Genomic DNA, 17,115 nt, shown 5'->3' with positions numbered 1-17,115 from the left:
TTATGAAACACATTCAATCTATTCTAATTTTCGCATTTGTATTATTATCCTCCAGTATAATTTCCGCACAATACGGGAATGGGGGATATAATAATGGTTACGGTAGTAATCGTCGAATGAATAGCGGAATGGATCAAACCAGAACACAGGAAAAACCAAAAGAAATACCTGTTGAAGTAACGGTAGGAAAAATAATGGAGCGACTAAAACCAGAACTCATTCTTGATGAACTTCAAGCAATTGCAATCTCTAATATCCTCAACGAAAGTATAAGAACTCAAGGTATACTAATAAAAGCTGAAGTTAGCCAAGAAGATAAAATAAAAAATATTCAAGCTCTTTCAGAAACCACTGATAGAAAAATAATGGAATTATTGAATAAAGATCAAAAGGAAAAATATATTGCTCTGAATGAAGAAGCAAAAAATCCAAAAAAATCTAAAAAAAAATCTAAATAATTGAGTGCAGCCCATTGTTAAATAAACCTACATGAGAAAAATTTTTTATTGCCTTATTTTTGCTGTCATCGTGAGTTCTTGCTCAACAAATCCTTATAAAAAAAGTGAGAAAGTTTATGACTCTCAACTCAAAACATTAAAAGAAAAGATTTCAAGCAAAGAGCCACAAACATTACCCGTTATTCCTCACGTAGAAATAAACATTGATACCTTATACACCAAACAATTACATACCTATAAAGACACTCTTTTTAAAATGGGATCGACTCCGTTGCAAAACGGAATTAATACGGAATGGATAGGCACAGTAAATTTTAATTTACGAAAGCCTAACTTCGTTATCATTCATCATACTGCGCAAGATTCGTTACAACAAACTATAAAAACGTTTACTAAAATAGAAACTCAGGTAAGTTCCCACTATGTGATTTCTGATGATGGAAAAGTCGTTCAAATGCTGAATGATTATCTTAGAGCTTGGCATGCCGGTAATGGTTCATGGGGGAAAAACACAGATATCAATTCGACATCAATAGGAATTGAATTGGATAATAATGGCTCTGAAGTTTTTTCCGAATTACAAATCAATAGCTTACTGGCACTTTTAACTAAATTAAAAAAAGACTACAATATTCCTACACAAAATATCATAGGTCATTCTGATATTGCACCTACACGAAAAAAAGACCCAAGTGCTTTATTTCCTTGGAAAATTTTAGCAGAAAAAGGTTTTGGAATTTGGTCTGATGCGTTTTTAGAAACTGCTCCGAGTGATTTTAATGTAGAACAAGGATTGCGAATTATAGGTTATGACACTAAAAACCTACCCGCTGCAATCACTGCATTCAAATTACATTATTTACAAACTGAAGTAAACGAACTTTTAGATGAGAAAACAATAAATACGATTTACTCTATTTATAAACAGCAATAATTAGTTTAGAATTATACAAAAAAAACGGTTTTTTGAATTATTCAAAGAGCCGTTTTATATTTAAATCATTTTCATACAACATATTTAATAGCTCTAAAATAGACTTAAAACTATTTATAAAACTTAAATATAAAAAAACTGCCAAAATACTAAAACAGTATCTTGGCAGCAAAAAAAAAAAAAATATTGTAGGAATTAGAACGAATATGTTGTTGCCAATAAAGCATAGGCAGTCAAACCTTTTGGTGCAGCATCGCTATCCGCAAAAATATCTTCTGAAGCAGTATCTAAACGAAATTCAGGAATAATCGTTAAATTTCCCACCTTATAATTTAATGATAAAGTGTTTCCAATGACACTGGTACCGGCAAGCAGACCAAGTCCTGGAGTAGCTTCTTTGGCGTCTAAATATTCTAATCTGTAAGCAAGACTCAATGATTCTTTCAAAGCAATATTTGCATATCCAACTAAGGCAAACCATTCTCCATCCATGTCACTGTCAAAATCATTAGTAGTCATTGCATATGTGCCATTAAAACCTAAAGAAAAGGTATCACTCAATTTTTTTGTCCCTACAAAATCAAACTGTGTTTTATTTTCATCAGATGAAGGATTGCTACTTCCAGATGTTACATTAAAATAAGCACTTCCGGTGTCCCCCAAAAATGCAAGTTGTCCAATAAACGTTTTTTGTGTAGAACCTGCATCAATTGTAGATTTGAAATCAGTTGGGTTAGAAACTCCAGCCATGAAACTAAATTTTCCTGAAGTATATTGCGCTTTTACACCCGTATTAAAAAATGGACCATACGTAAATGCATAAGACATACTGTAGTTTTTATTATCTACTGCATCCAATAATTCATATCCTATGTGAGTCCCAAAACTACCAGCAGTTACTTTGAATTTGTCTGAGAACTCATAGGTAAAATTCAATTGCTTAATCATAAAAGTAGTCGAATCGTCATTATACGTAAATTGAGCGGCTCTGCTACCAAAACCCAAGTCAACAAAAACAGAAGCTTTCCCCATTTTATGAGAAGCTTCGATGGAAGCCATTCCCAATTCAAATGAGTTATGAGAATTTGTGAAACTGGTTAAGCTATTATCTATTCCGGAAAAATCATATTTGTAATACGCATCAGCAGATCCGGCAAAAGTAGTAGAGGGCGCCGGTGTAGTTTCTTGTGCAAATGTTAAAGTTGTTGTTAGCAATAATGCTATGGCTGCTAATTGTTTTTTCATCTTTAGTTGGTTTTAGTTAGTAATCTAGTTGGTGATTTTTTGGTCTTGGTTAATACTATTTAGAAATTCAGGAATTCGGTATTTCACGAAAAACATGTTTTTTTACCGCTTTTTTGACCTGAACTTTCCTTTGATCTGAGGCGAATTTATTAACTTTTATAACACTTGAAATACTATTTCTAACTTTTTTACTTTGATTTGAGAAGAATTATCAATAACGAAAAATGAACAAAAAAAAATGGGTATTCCATATTTATACGTAATTATTTTAAAAATTCAATAATAACTTTTTAAAGACAATACCCTAATTTTTACATACTAATTTATTAAAATAAGTATTTAAAATCAAAAATAAGCTTTAAAAAACTAAATTTTAAATTTTAACCATACAAAAAATACACTTTAATAAATATTAAAAAAAACAAGCTGGAACTATACTTTTTAAATACGAAATAATAAACAGCTTAAATTCCACTGCCTTTTTACAAAAAAAGCACTTAAATTGGCGTGCATTTGAACCTTATCATTACCATTATAAAAGCCTCAATAATTTTACTTTTTTATGAAAATTTTAATGGTACGTAAATTCCTTTTTTAGTACATTTAATACATGATTCAACTACTATGCAGAACTTTTGTATTGTTGTTATTTATCACTTTCTCCTCAGTATGGGTTAGTGAGCAGTTTGCTATGCTGGATAACGAGAAAAAATATGATTTTTACGAGCAATCCGAAAAGAACTCAGAAGAAAATAATTTGGAAAATAAAACAAAAACAGTTTTTATAGATACAATTGAAAGTATCAATTGTTTCGAATACTCCACATTCAAAGACAAGAACATCAATTCCTCCGACTTGTTTAGAGCAAAAGAATATGCTTTAAAAAATGTGACTCCTCCACCAAAGCACGTATAACTGATTACAGTTTCGCTAAAATAATAAAATGGGCTTCACAAAAACTTCATTAAATCTATCTATATCCCAAAAAAATGAAAAATATATTCACAATACTCACGCTATCAATAACAGTGTCATTAGTGGCGCAAACACATCAAATCACCAAACATAACGGAATAAAAATGGAAGTAAATTTCATTAAAACAGCAAATAATTTAGTGTATTACACCACCTTAGAAAGCAAAGAAGAAAAAAGCATTAGTCAATTTGCAATTTCTCAATTGCTAGAAAAATCAAAAACAGAAGCTAAAACTATATCTGAAAAAATAGCGCTTTCAGGAAAAGCCGATTATAAGAAAGTTATTGTATTGAAACCGTCTCAAACCGAAGGCTTACAAGAATCCGGAATTATCACGAGTTTTTTAGGAAAAACAAAAGGAGAAACCAATCAATCTTTTTTGGATGAAGCAGAAAAAAGATTAAAACAAAATGCAGCGCTCAAAGGATCTCCATTTATTGTAATTGTTTCCGATAAACCGAAAAATTTGAAAGCGGTAATGTACACCTATTAATGGAACAGCTTACGTTAAAAGTTTTTTAACCAAAAAAATCGAGAATAGATTTGCTGTTGCAAATTCCGTTCTCGATTTTTTAAATGTATCTTCTTTTGTTTCAGAAAATAGTAACTGCTATTCGATAATCAGGGATTTCATATTCATGAATTCTTTGATTCCTATTGTTCCCAATTCTCTTCCATAACCGGATTTCTTTATCCCTCCAAAAGGGATTCTGGAATCCGAACGTACAAGGGAATTTACAAAAACATTACCCGCCTCTATCTTTCTCGCTAACTGTAAAGCATTCTCACGGTCTTTGGTCCAGATTGCAGAAGCTAATCCATACCTGTGATTATTGGCAATTGTTATGGCATCATTTTCATCTTTAGCTCGAATAATAGTTGCCAATGGTCCAAAAGTTTCTTCCTGAAACGCAACATTATTTGAATCCACAAAATCAATTACAGTAGGTTGAAAATTACACTTTTCCCGCTCCCCGCCTACTATTAGTTTTGCTCCTTGTTGCAAGGATTTCTCCAATTGTTCCGCTAATTTATCGGCTAAGTCCAAGCGGGCTAATGGTCCCATTTGGATTCCATCCTGCAAAGGATTCCCCTGTTGTAACAATTGCACTTTTTGAGCAAAAAGCGCAGCGAATTCATCCGCAACTTTTTCGGTAACAATAAATCGTTTGGCACAAATACAAGCTTGTCCGGCGTTGAGCATTCTGGACTGGGTTGCTACTGTCGCCGCTTTTTCAAGATCAGCATCATTCAAGATGATAAAAGCGTCCGAACCACCCAATTCCATTACCGATTTTTTAATGTGTTTTCCAGCCAATGAAGCTACAGAAGAACCAGCCATTTCACTTCCAGTTAAGGTTACGCCGCAGACAATATCTGAAGCAATTACACTTTCGACTTGAGGAATATCAATGCTTATTTGTTGAAAGATGCCTTCGGGAAAACCAGCTTCCAAAAACGCACTTTCAATAGCTTTGGCACAGCCTATAACATTTGGAGCATGTTTTAAAAGAGTTACATTACCCGCCATAATCGCTGGAGCAGCATATCGTAATACTTGCCAAAAAGGATAATTCCAAGGCATAATAGCAAAAACAGCTCCCATTGGATCATAAACAGACATACTCTTGAAAGGGGTATCATAATATTCATCTTTCAGCATCTGTTCGGCATTTTCGGCATAAAAATCACAATTTCCTGCTGATTTTTCTACTTCAGCAATGCTTTCAGGTAAAATTTTCCCCATTTCATTGGTAATCAGCAATCCTAATTTTCCTTTATTTTCTCTTAAAACATGAGCAAGGTTTTGCAACTTACCTGCTCTTTCCTGAAAAGAAGTAGTTTTCCATTTTTTAAAAGCACTTTCGGATAATTGTAGTTTTTTATTGAGTTGTATATTCGTCAAGACTTCATGCTCTGCAATAACTTCTTGTGAAAATGGGTTTATCGATTTAAATATCATGGTCTTTATATTTTAGTATTTTGAAAAATTAGAACTTGTTTTCTGAATTAATTAAAAAAAGGCTACACTATAAAGCATTCACATTTAAAGAAACCTAATAAAAGCAAAAGCTTAATTTGATTTTTAAAAGCTACTAATTTAGACAACTCTTAGATTACAAAAAACACATTCAAAGGTTCTTTCAGAGCACTACTTACTTTTCAATTTTAAGAATTAATTTCCAAAAAAATAGTGTCCAACAGCTCAAAAACTTTTTCTTTATCCAATGGCTTTGTGATGTAGTCATTAAAACCGCATTGCATTATTTTTTCTCTATCCTCAAAGGAAGAATAAGCCGTCTGGGCAATAACCGGGAGTTCTGGTCTAATTATTTTTATTTGTTCAAATGCTTCATAACCGTTTAAGATCGGCATTTTTATATCCATAAAAACCAAACTAATATTTGGATTTTCGGCACAAATTTTTACTGCTTCCTGTCCATTTGAAGCACGCAAAACAGTATGTTTTTTAGATTCAATAATTTTCTTTAATAACAGGAAATTAATGTTATCATCTTCGGCAATCAAAATAATTTCATTCTCGTGATTTCCTGAAAAAGATATTTCTTTTCTTGGTATTAGCACTTTTTCTGTGTAATCAAATTTCAATGGAATTGAAAATGTAAAAACGGATCCAAAGCCAATTTTAGATTCTACTGTTATTTCCCCACCCAACATTTTGACATATGCCTTAGTGATGGATAAACCTAGCCCTAATCCCGTTAACTCTGTAGATGCATCATCTTCAATTCTTCTGAAACGATCAAAGATTACTTTCAAATAATTTTCACTAATTCCTAAACCCGAATCTTCAATAATAAACTCTAAAAGCCCTTTTTCTTTGTTTATTGTATATCCAAAAGCAACAAAACCTTTGTCCGTAAATTTTATGGCATTGGTAATTAGATTAACAATAATTTGCTTTAATTTAGTTTCGTCAGTTAGGATATTTCCTTGAATTTTATCTGAATTTTCGAAAATATAAAAATCAATATCTTTCTCTTTAGGAATGGTAACTTTGATAGAATTATACAGTTCCGTAATGCATTTTTCTAAATCCAGACCTTTATAATTTGGTGCAATTTGATTTGCATCAATTTTAGACATTTCAATTAAATCTTCAATAATAGAAACTAAATTAGTTCCGCTATTTTTTATAATTTTTAAATATTCTACTCTTTCCTTTTCCGTCAGATTAACATCTGCTAATAAATCACTAAATCCCATTATGGCATTCATTGGAGTCCTGATTTCATGCGATAAATTAGCTAAAAAAGAAGATTTCAACGTATCGCTTTCCTCCGCTTTTTGTTTTGAAATTTCTAATAATTTCCTTTGATTGTTATTTTCTTCAAAAAGGTTACCAATATATCCAAACTCACCCTTAGCTTTCTTTAAGGCTTTTATTGCTTTTGTATTGCCTGTTTCCAGTATACTTTTAATTAATTTTAAAGGATTATAAACCCATCTTTTAGTATAATAAACAAAAATCAAAATATTTATTAAAGAAGCAACAACAACAATAAAAAGAATTTCTTTTGTTTTGCTGTAATTTAAATTGAAAGGTCTTTTAAAAAGTAATTTGCTCACCACTTCATTTTTCCAGTCCTTTAAATCCAATCCAACAGTTACAAAATCGTCCTCAGCACTGATTGCATAATCAGCAGCAGCCAAACTTACTTTAGAACTACTGATACCGCCTAAAGAATTAAAAAAAGATTCGTCTAAAAGTCTGGCCATAAAAAAATAACCTGAAGGTTTTGTTTTATTTTTTTTAGGGTCATTTGAAGGATGGATTGTTGCGCCAAAAACCTCAACAATTCCTTCTGGGATTCTCAAATAGAATCTTTTTAATCTAGATTTATAAAGCGCAGCCATCATTGCTTTTGGAATAAAATCAAAACTTTTAATCTTAGCTGAGTTTGTTTTATTTATAATTTGTTGGTCTAAGCCATAAACGCCTATATAATCTGCTTCATAAGATTCAAATTCACTTAACAGGTGTTTATTATACCATTTCTCATCCTCTGTTTTAGTAAAATTCACCAACTCATCCCAAAATGTAACATCAATAACTACTGCTGTAGGTGTTTTAGAATTAAGCCTGAATAAAGACTTTACTTCATTATGATATTGGTTGTATGTAGTTTTATAAAAATGATCCTCTTCTTGGATTGTGTAGAGGTATAGTGAAGTGTAAAGTATTAAAAAGAATACACTTGTTGATGCTATTAACAACAACATTTTAAAATAGGTATTTAATTTAAATAATCTCTTCATGATATGGACAAATAAAAAGGCAACTAAATCATCTTACCCATATTTTTGTAGGATATATCACTTTTTTTTACTGCGCAAGTTACCTTTTTTTATTCTAAAAAAAAACTCCATTCAATAAATCTGACGGTATTAATTAGAATAACACTTTACTTATCAACGTAATACTTTCTTGGAAGCGATTTAATCTTAATACATGACACTTTCAAATCACTTCTTTTCAGTTCAGTTCTGATTTTGTTGATTTTTTAAATAATATATTTTTCCAATTTCTCCAAGATGAACCAATAATCCAGCTCTATTTTCTGATTTTATTTTATTAAAAAAAATCTTCCATTATGGAAAACCGTAAAGAATGTATAAAAAATAGACTGTAATTTGTTTAAAATAAATATTTTAAGTCATATCTAAACAAATTAAACATACTGATTAATACAAATAATAACTAAAAATTAATAACCAATACATTATAAAATCATGGATTTAAAAGACCAAATTAAAGTAATTGCAGACCGAACAAAACACAAAGATCAAATACAAACTGAAGAAGCTACAAAAAATGCATTTGTGATGCCTTTTTTACAAAGTCTCGGTTATGATGTTTTTAATCCTTTAGAAGTTGTTCCCGAGTTTATCGCAGATATTGGAATTAAAAAAGGAGAAAAAATTGACTATGCTATTTTTAAAGATGGAAATCCAACAATCTTGATTGAATGCAAACACTGGTCACAAAACTTAAACATTCACGACGGACAACTATTACGATATTTTCATGTTTCAAAAGCCAAATTTGGAATTTTGACGAATGGAATAGTGTACCGGTTTTATTCCGACTTGGTTTCTCCAAACAAAATGGATGAAAAACCATTTTTAGAATTCAATATTACAGATGTAAAAGACAATCAAATTGAAGAATTGAAAAAATTTCATAAAACCAATTTTGATGCTGAAAGCATTGTAAATACTGCAAGTGAATTAAAATTCATGAATGAATTAAAACATATTTTAAATCAAGAGCTTACAAATCCAACATCCGAATTTGTCAAACATTTTGCAAAACAAGTGTATCCAAGTGTTGTAACCGCCAAAGTTTTAGAACAATTCACAGAATTAACAAAAAAATCTATTCAGCAACATATTAGCGATTTAATCACAGAAAGATTAAAAACTGCGTTATCAAAAGAAGATGAAAAAAATAGTGAGGTTAGTATTTCAACAGAAAAAAATTTAGAAGATATAAGTAAAGTAAATACAACTGAAGAAGAATTAGAAGGTTTTATGATTGTTAAAACAATTTTGCGTCAAAAAACTGCTGTGAACCGAGTAACTTTTAGAGATGCTCAATCCTATTTTGCTGTTTTCCTTGACGACAATAATCGAAAACCAGTATGCAGGCTTTACTTAAATGGAGGTAAAAAATTTATCGGAACATTTGACGAGACAAAAAAAGAAACTAAAAACGAAATAAAAAATTTAGATGAAATCTTTGATTATTCTGAACTGCTATTAAAGACAATAGAAGCGTATGAAAAATAAACGTTTTACAGTTACTGGAAGAATAGCTAAAAAGACGAAAATTTTTATCCGAAATGTTTAAATTAAACCAAAAAAACTACCTTAATCAGGTGGTTTTTAAATTCTTATAAAATGCTACAAAGGAATATTTTCGTATTTTCTCTTAGGAGTGATGCTTACTTTATTTTCAAGCATACTAAAGACTTTTATCAATTTGCGTCGGGTATCTTGCGGTAGGATAACCTCATCTACAAAACCACGCTGCGCTACAGTATACGGATTCGCAAACAAATCGGCATATTCTGCTTCTTTTTCTAAGAGTTTTGCTTTATGGTCTTCGGCTTCATTAATTTCTTTCTTGAAGATAATTTCCGAGGCGCCTTTGGCTCCCATCACTGCAATTTCGGCAGTTGGCCAGGCAAACTTCGTAATTGGGAAGTATTGTTTCATACTTGCGATTCATGAAAATAATGGGCGACAAATAAAGTGGTTTTTACCGTAAAGCGAAGTAGCTTACAATCAAAATTTTTACCTTTTCTTAAATGAACATAGTGCATATTCTAAATATAATATATAAATTTAATAATCTATTAAATATTTAAAAATCATTTATTTACGAATAAAAATATCCTGTTTTTAATTTAAAAATAAAAATCATGAAACTACTTATTCTTTATGGAACTACAGAAGGGCAAACCCGCAAAATTGCTCATTTTATAGAAGCTATATTACATAATGCGGGACACCAGGTAACAATTGCTGATACCACCGACGAACCACCAGCACCGAAGGGTTACGATGCTGTTTTGATTGGTTCTTCCATACATATGCACAAATACCAATCTGCCGTGAAGCATTATATAAAAAAACATGTTGCTGATTTAAATCAAATTCCCGGAGCTTTTTTTTCAGTATCTCTTGCTGCGGCATCTGGTATTGAGGATGAACATCGCGAAGTTCAAAAAATAACAACTGATTTTTTGGAACAAACCGGCTGGAAGCCTTTGATGACTGCCCAAATTGCAGGTGCATTGAAATATACTGAATATGATTATTTTAAACGACTTATCATGAAAATGATTTCTAAAAAAGAAGGCGGTGCAACCGATACCTCGCAGGATTATGAATACACTAAGTGGGATGAAGTGACAAAATTTGTAAATGAATTTGCAAATAAAATATCTCACAAGTCTTAATTTATATATTTTAGCTTTTAAATTCAGTTTTATTTCCTGTAAACAAATCACATTATGAGAAAAAATAATTATCCTCTTTTTTTAATATTAATAATTACTTATTCAGCCTGTTTCGCCCAAAAAAAAGCTTTAAAAGAAACGGAATATAAATACGTTCCAGATAACTTGGAATTATACAACACCATAGTTGCAATGGATAGTACTTTTTTTCAAGCGTATAACACTTGTAATTTAGATAAACAAGCTGCCATATATTCAGATAATATCGAATTTTACCATGATAAAGGAGGCTTAATGACGGTTAAACAAGACTTAATTGATGGGACTAAAAATAACATCTGTGGTAAAGTGACCCGGGAATTAGTGAAAGGAAGCATTGAGGTTTATCCCATAAAAGATTTTGGAGCCATTGAAATGGGACTCCATAAATTTCATAACAATACTGAAAAAGAAAGAATGCCTTCTCAATCCAGTAAATTTATCATTTTTTGGAAAAACGATAATAATATCTGGACTATCACAAAAGTGGTTAGTTTGCATTAATACTCCTTACAAACCAAAAAACCACCTTCATCAGGTGGTTTTTAAATTCTTAAAAAATGCTATAAAGGAATATTTCCGTGTTTTCTATTAGGAGTAACACTTACTTTATTTTCGAGCATACTAAAGGCTTTTATCAATTTGCGTCGGGTGTCTTGCGGTAGAATAACCTCATCTACAAAACCACGTTGCGCTGCTGTATACGGATTTGCAAATAAATCAGCATATTCCGCTTCTTTTTCCAAAAGTTTTGCTTCATGGTCTTCGGCTTCATTGATTTCTTTTTTGAAGATAATTTCAGAGGCTCCTTTGGCTCCCATCACGGCGATTTCAGCAGTTGGCCAGGCAAAATTCATGTCGGCACCAATGTGTTTCGAGTTCATTACATCATACGCTCCACCATACGCTTTACGGGTAATTACAGTCACTCTCGGCACGGTTGCTTCACTAAGGGCGTACAACAATTTCGCACCGTGAACGATAATCCCGTTCCACTCTTGGTCGGTTCCCGGTAAAAAACCCGGTACATCCACCAGAACCAATAACGGAATATTAAAACAATCGCAAAAACGGGTAAATCGTGCTGCTTTTTTCGAACTGTTCACATCGAGACAACCGGCTAAAATCATAGGTTGGTTGGCTATAATTCCAATGCTTTTTCCTCCCAATCGAGCAAAACCAACAAGGATATTTTCGGCATAATTTTTATGAATTTCAAAAAACGAATCTTCGTCAATAATTCCACCAATCACCTCGTGCATATCGTAGGGTTTGTTGGGATTATCCGGAATGATAGTTGCTAATTTTGTACGAACCTCATCATTCAATTCATAAGGTAAATTATGTGCTTTTTCTTTGTTGCTCTGTGGCAAATAACTCAACAAGCGTTTCAAATCCTCCAGACATTCCACATCATTAGTCGAAGTGCAATGCGCCACACCCGATTTAGTCGAATGCGTACTCGCTCCACCCAATTCCTCCGAAGTTACGGTTTCATTGGTTACGGTTTTTACCACATTCGGCCCGGTAACAAACATGTAACTGGTATCTTCAACCATCATCGTAAAATCAGTCATGGCTGGAGAATACACGGCTCCACCGGCGCAGGGTCCCATAATTGCGGAAATTTGCGGAATCACCCCTGAAGCTTGTACGTTTCTATAAAAAATATCGGCATAACCGCCCAAAGAACGAACTCCTTCCTGAATACGTGCTCCACCAGAATCATTTAGACCAATCATAGGCGCTCCCATTTTGACTGCCATATCCATCACTTTGCAGATTTTCTCAGCATGGGTTTCGGATAATGAACCCCCAAAAACGGTAAAATCCTGAGCGAAAATATAAACCAATCTCCCATTTATGGTTCCGTATCCGGTAATGACTCCGTCGCCGTAATACAGTTCTTTTTCCATTCCAAAATCAGACGTTCGGTGCGTCACCAATATCCCAATTTCTTCAAAAGAACCTTCGTCCATCAAATAATTCACACGTTCTCTTGCCGTCAGTTTTTTATTCGAATGTTGTTTTGCAATTCTATTTTTACCACCACCCAAATGCGCTTCGGCAATTTTATCGTTTAATGTATTTATTTTGTCTTTCATATTATTCTTTTTTAACCGCTAATTCGCTAATTTTATTTAAAACCATTATTTTAATTTAGTAAGCGTACGATTTTTTGATCTTCAAAATATTGTTTTAAAGCTACCTTCGCAGCGATTTCGGCTTCTTGCGCTATTTGATTTTTTAACATTTCGGCACTGTAGTAATTCTTGACAAAATGCGTGTCAAATTTCCCGGAACGAAAAGCCTCATGTTCAAAAACAAATTTCCCAAAAGGCAATGTTGTCTGAACTCCTTCTACATGATAGTCTTCAATAGCCTTTATCATAATTTGAATGGCTTCTTCACGAGTTTCTCCATAAGTGATTAATTTGGCCAACATTGGATCATAATAAATAGGAATATCCATGCCTTGTTCAAAACCATTATCCACACGAATTCCTTCGCCAACAGGCAATTGGTAAACATCCAAATGACCCACACTAGGCAAGAAATCATTCATAGGATCTTCGGCATACACACGCAATTCCATCGCGTGTCCTTTTATTCTCAAATCTTCTTGTTTGATTGTCAATGCTTCTCCTCTTGCCACTCTTATTTGCAGTTCGACCAAATCGGTTCCGGTAATCCATTCTGTAACGGGATGTTCAACCTGCAAACGCGTATTCATTTCCAAGAAGTAGAAATTATTATTTTCGTCCAATAAAAACTCGACCGTTCCAGCCCCTAAATAATCACAGGATTTAGCCACCAAAACAGCAGCTTCACCCATTTTTTTACGCAATTCCGGTGTTAAAACCGAAGAAGGCGCTTCTTCAATTACTTTTTGGTGACGACGCTGGATGCTGCATTCTCTTTCGAACAAATACAAGACATTCCCATGACTGTCCGCCATAACTTGTATTTCGATATGCCTTGGAGAACCCACATATTTTTCAATAAAAACGGAACCATCTCCAAAAGCAGCAATTGCTTCACTGATGGCACGATCCATTTGAGATTCGAAGTCAGCTTCGCTTTCTACCACACGCATTCCTTTTCCACCACCTCCAGCAGAAGCTTTAATCAGTATTGGAAAACCAACTTCCTTGGCAACGACTTTTGCTTTTTCGACATCCGTAATGGCTTCGTCAAAACCGGGAACCATTGGAATATTGTATTGCTTAACGGCTTCTTTAGCCGCCAGTTTACTTCCCATGATTTTTATTGCTTTCGACTTTGGACCAATAAAAATGATGTTATTTTTTTCGGCTTCTTCAGCAAAATCAGCATTTTCACTCAAAAATCCATAACCAGGATGAATAGCATCCACGTTTAAAGATTTTGCAACTTCTATAATTTTACTTCCTAACAAATACGATTGACTCGAAGGTGCTTCTCCAATCCAAACGGCTTCATCAGCAAATTTTACGTGCGGTGCATTTCTGTCGGCAGTTGAATACACTGCTACGGTTTTTATGCCCATTTTTTGTGCGGTTTTCATCACCCTGATGGCAATTTCCCCTCTATTGGCAACTAATAATTTTTTCATAATCTTATTCGAATTCAATTAACAACTGACCTTTATCAACGGCATCTCCCATCAATACCGAAATGGTTTTAATAACGCCATCGCGCGGAGAAAGGAAACTATTTTCCATTTTCATGGCGCCAAGAATAATTAAATTATCGTTTTCTTTTACAGTTTGTCCTACCACAACACTAATTTCTAGAATTAATCCGGGCATAGGTGCTTTGATAAAATTGACTTGTTTGGTAAGTCCCGTTTCGAATCCCATTTCCTTAATTAAAATGTCCAATGGATTTGAAATGGCAACGGTGTACGTGTTGTTGTTTACCTTGACAGTATAGCTTTTTTGAAGAAAATCTGAAGTGACGATTTCCGCTTGATAAGGAGTGTTTTCGTGTAAAATATGGAACTTATTCGTTTCCACACGCACTGCATCCAGTTGTGAAACACTTTCCTTTTCCAAATCAAAATGGAAAGTATCATTTACATTTACTTTATAACCAATACTCATACATGTATTTATTTAATTGGTTGTAAAAATAAGTAAAGAAAACGTTTTCGTAATCGAAAAATAAAAGTTTTATGCTAATTTGTTATAGTTATCAGAAAATAAATTTATAACACTAACAATCCAAATTCTCGCAGCGTTTTAATAGGTTTTGAGTACCAAAATAATTCAAAGTCCTCCAGATGTAATTCGAAATCAGCTTTAACTTCTTGATAATTATAAATTTTAACATTCGAAACAGAAATTTTCAGCAGCATTTCAACCAACCATTCTCCTTCCTTTTTATTCGTTTGAATAGAGAAACTTTCCTTTTTATCATGAAAAGTCAAAGTCATCATTTCCCAAGAATTACCTTTTTTGGATTTTGTAAAATGTTCTACAAATGGCTTCCCACCTAACCAAACGATTTTTGCGGTAGGTTTACTGTTGAAATCATCGTCTTCCTGTAAGGCATCAAAAATAAAATCGGGGGAAATTTTAGTCTTTGGAATTTTAAACTCGAACCAATCCTGCAATTCATAATCAAAACATATTCCGTGCATGAAATTGAACAAGGATTTCTTGAGTCCAAAACTGAATTTATCATGATCGATTCCTGTTGAATCCGTATAATTAATATCGTTATTGGCGAAAGTTCCAATCACTTCGGTTTCTTTTATCACACCAAATTTCTCCGGGTACAAGCCCACTGGACTGTGCGCAGTCATCGCAAATTGATGCCAAAATCCGGATTGTAATACACCAACTTCAAATAATTGACGCACCATTTCGAGACTGTCCACCGTTTCCTGAATGGTTTGTGTAGGATAACCATACATCAAATAGGCATGAACCATAACGCCTGCTTCGGTAAAATTTCTGGTGACTTTGGCGACTTGTTCTACCGTTACGCCTTTATCTATTAGTTTTAATAATCTATCGGAAGCAACTTCGAGACCACCAGAAACCGCGATACAACCGGATGCTTTTAGAAGCAAACATAAATCTTTAGTAAAACTTTTTTCGAATCGAATGTTCGTCCACCACGTCACTGCTAATTTCCTGCGAAGAATTTCAAGAGCCAAAGCACGCATCAAAGCCGGAGGAGCCGCTTCGTCAACAAAATGAAATCCGTTCTCGCCCGTTTGAGCTATCATTTCCTCCATTCGATCGCACAATAAATTGGCCGCAACTGGTTCGTAAATTTTGATATAATCCAACGAAATATCGCAAAACGTACATTTCCCCCAATAGCAACCGTGCGCCATGGTGAGCTTATTCCAGCGACCGTCGCTCCACATGCGGTGCATTGGATTCACAATTTCGATAACCGAAATATATTTATCCAAAAGCAAATCCGAATAATCCGGAGTTCCCACTTGCGATTGTTTATAATCGTGTTTTAGGGAATTATTTTTGTAAACGACTTTTCCGTCTTCCAACAGAAAAGTTCTTTTATACAAATTGTAATCTGTCTCGAAATTTCGGGATTCAATATTGGAAACTAATTCTTCGATTGGTGCTTCGCCATCATCCAATGTTATATAATCGAAAAACTCAAAAACGCGAGCATCCGAAAGCGAACGCAATTCGGTATTCGGGAAACCACCGCCCATTGAAATTTTAATACTCGGATAATGCTTTTTCACCCATTGTGCGGAACGAAAAGCCGAATATAAATTCCCTGGAAACGGAACCGAAATCAAGAATAATGTAGGTTGAATAGTTTCTATTCTCTCTTTTAGAATTGAAAGAAGTAAATTATCAATATAGGTTGGTTCTTGTTGCAAGGCTTCATACAATTCGTCAAAAGAATTAGCAGACCGTCCCAAACGTTCTGCATAGCGGCTGAAACCAAAATTAGCATCTACACATTCGACTATAAAATCAGAGATGTCTTCCAGATACAAAGTTGCTAAATGTTTCGCTTTATCTTGCGTTCCCATTGTTCCAAAAGCCCAATCGAGTTCTTCCAATTGCGCAAATCGGGACGCTTCCGGCAAGAAATCCTCCTGACAAATTTGAAGCGCCAATGTTGGATTTTTCCCTTGAAGGAAAGCAATTACAGGATTGATTGTTTTTATATATTCATCTTGCAAAGCGAAAATACGTTTCGAATTATCTGAGATTTCTCCAACTTTAATCTTTAAACCTGAAACTTTAAACAAATTTTCAAGTCCTTCTTTCGAAAACAATTTCAAAATCACTTCGATACCCAAATCCGCTTGAACAGACGCAATATTTTTGGTATTCAGAAACCCTTTGATATAAGCAGTTGCCGGATACGGCGTATTCAGTTGGGTAAAAGGAGGCGTAATTAAGAATAATTTGGTTTTCAAAAGAAATAAGTTTGGTGCAAAAATAAGGGATATTTATTGTTTTTCAACAAAAGAAACAACTTGCAGTTATTCG

General features: G+C 33.5%; 14 protein-coding genes and 1 pseudogene. 7 read left to right on the top strand and 8 right to left on the bottom strand.

What is annotated here, in order from left to right:
* Positions 1–2: 2 nt before the first annotated feature.
* Together BMX64_RS05045 and BMX64_RS05040 are read left to right on the top strand one after the other, a co-directional pair.
* The gene (locus tag BMX64_RS05045; RefSeq protein ID WP_091166789.1) at positions 3–458 is read left to right on the top strand and encodes a hypothetical protein; all 456 of its coding nucleotides are present in this window, start codon (positions 3–5) and stop codon (positions 456–458) included.
* Positions 459–489: 31 nt separating this feature from the next.
* On the top strand, positions 490–1,392 hold the full coding sequence (locus BMX64_RS05040; RefSeq protein ID WP_091166787.1) for an N-acetylmuramoyl-L-alanine amidase: 903 nt from the start codon (positions 490–492) through the stop codon (positions 1,390–1,392).
* 195 nt (positions 1,393–1,587) lie between these two features.
* Here BMX64_RS05040 and BMX64_RS05035 read toward each other — a convergent pair whose 3' ends face one another.
* Positions 1,588–2,637, bottom strand: a complete 1,050-nt coding sequence (locus BMX64_RS05035; RefSeq protein WP_091166785.1) for an outer membrane beta-barrel protein — start codon at positions 2,635–2,637, stop codon at positions 1,588–1,590.
* A 610-nt stretch (positions 2,638–3,247) separates the two neighbouring features.
* Here BMX64_RS05035 and BMX64_RS05030 point away from each other — a divergent pair.
* Together BMX64_RS05030 and BMX64_RS05025 are read left to right on the top strand one after the other, a co-directional pair.
* Positions 3,248–3,553 carry a hypothetical protein gene (locus BMX64_RS05030; protein ID WP_143056056.1) on the top strand — a complete coding sequence of 102 codons (306 nt, stop codon included), beginning with the start codon at positions 3,248–3,250 and terminating at the stop codon, positions 3,551–3,553.
* A 74-nt stretch (positions 3,554–3,627) separates the two neighbouring features.
* Positions 3,628–4,107: a hypothetical protein gene (locus BMX64_RS05025; protein WP_143056055.1), complete on the top strand. Its 480-nt coding sequence runs from the start codon at positions 3,628–3,630 to the stop codon at positions 4,105–4,107.
* A gap of 117 nt (positions 4,108–4,224) precedes the next feature.
* Here BMX64_RS05025 and BMX64_RS05020 read toward each other — a convergent pair whose 3' ends face one another.
* Together BMX64_RS05020 and BMX64_RS05015 are read right to left on the bottom strand one after the other, a co-directional pair.
* Entirely contained in the window at positions 4,225–5,577 is a 1,353-nt protein-coding gene (locus tag BMX64_RS05020; protein WP_091166780.1) for an NAD-dependent succinate-semialdehyde dehydrogenase, read from the bottom strand.
* 206 nt (positions 5,578–5,783) lie between these two features.
* Entirely contained in the window at positions 5,784–7,895 is a 2,112-nt protein-coding gene (locus BMX64_RS05015) for a response regulator (protein ID WP_091166778.1), read from the bottom strand.
* Positions 7,896–8,369: 474 nt separating this feature from the next.
* Between BMX64_RS05015 and BMX64_RS05010 the strand changes: the two genes are divergently transcribed.
* Positions 8,370–9,428, top strand: a complete 1,059-nt coding sequence (locus BMX64_RS05010) for a type I restriction endonuclease (RefSeq protein WP_091166775.1) — start codon at positions 8,370–8,372, stop codon at positions 9,426–9,428.
* 114 nt (positions 9,429–9,542) lie between these two features.
* Here the strand turns inward: BMX64_RS05010 and BMX64_RS05005 are convergent.
* Positions 9,543–9,830 (bottom strand): annotated as a pseudogene (locus BMX64_RS05005) (carboxyl transferase domain-containing protein); the annotation flags it as partial.
* A 233-nt stretch (positions 9,831–10,063) separates the two neighbouring features.
* Here BMX64_RS05005 and hemG point away from each other — a divergent pair.
* Positions 10,064–10,603, top strand: coding sequence for a menaquinone-dependent protoporphyrinogen IX dehydrogenase (gene hemG / locus BMX64_RS05000; RefSeq protein WP_091166771.1), 540 nt, complete (start codon positions 10,064–10,066; stop codon positions 10,601–10,603).
* A gap of 54 nt (positions 10,604–10,657) precedes the next feature.
* Positions 10,658–11,146 (top strand): nuclear transport factor 2 family protein, encoded by a 489-nt coding sequence (locus tag BMX64_RS04995; protein WP_091166769.1) that lies wholly within the window; start codon positions 10,658–10,660, stop codon positions 11,144–11,146.
* A 59-nt stretch (positions 11,147–11,205) separates the two neighbouring features.
* Here BMX64_RS04995 and BMX64_RS04990 read toward each other — a convergent pair whose 3' ends face one another.
* The 4 genes from BMX64_RS04990 to BMX64_RS04975 all read right to left on the bottom strand — a co-directional run bounded on the left by BMX64_RS04990 (position 11,206) and on the right by BMX64_RS04975 (position 17,042).
* Complete coding sequence (locus BMX64_RS04990) at positions 11,206–12,747, bottom strand: acyl-CoA carboxylase subunit beta (protein WP_091166767.1); 1,542 nt, start codon at positions 12,745–12,747, stop codon at positions 11,206–11,208.
* A 50-nt stretch (positions 12,748–12,797) separates the two neighbouring features.
* Positions 12,798–14,237 (bottom strand): acetyl-CoA carboxylase biotin carboxylase subunit, encoded by a 1,440-nt coding sequence (accC, locus tag BMX64_RS04985; protein WP_091166766.1) that lies wholly within the window; start codon positions 14,235–14,237, stop codon positions 12,798–12,800.
* Between the two features lie 4 nt (positions 14,238–14,241).
* The gene (locus tag BMX64_RS04980) at positions 14,242–14,727 is read right to left on the bottom strand and encodes an acyl-CoA carboxylase biotin carboxyl carrier protein subunit (RefSeq protein WP_091166764.1); all 486 of its coding nucleotides are present in this window, start codon (positions 14,725–14,727) and stop codon (positions 14,242–14,244) included.
* Between the two features lie 104 nt (positions 14,728–14,831).
* Entirely contained in the window at positions 14,832–17,042 is a 2,211-nt protein-coding gene (locus BMX64_RS04975; RefSeq protein ID WP_091166762.1) for a B12-binding domain-containing radical SAM protein, read from the bottom strand.
* Positions 17,043–17,115: the final 73 nt, after the last annotated feature.

This window comes from Flavobacterium sinopsychrotolerans, from assembly GCF_900110375.1.
Taxonomy (GTDB): domain Bacteria; phylum Bacteroidota; class Bacteroidia; order Flavobacteriales; family Flavobacteriaceae; genus Flavobacterium; species Flavobacterium sinopsychrotolerans.
Note: the sequence above shows the minus strand (reverse complement) of the source record. Positions and strands in the feature narration are given on the sequence as shown.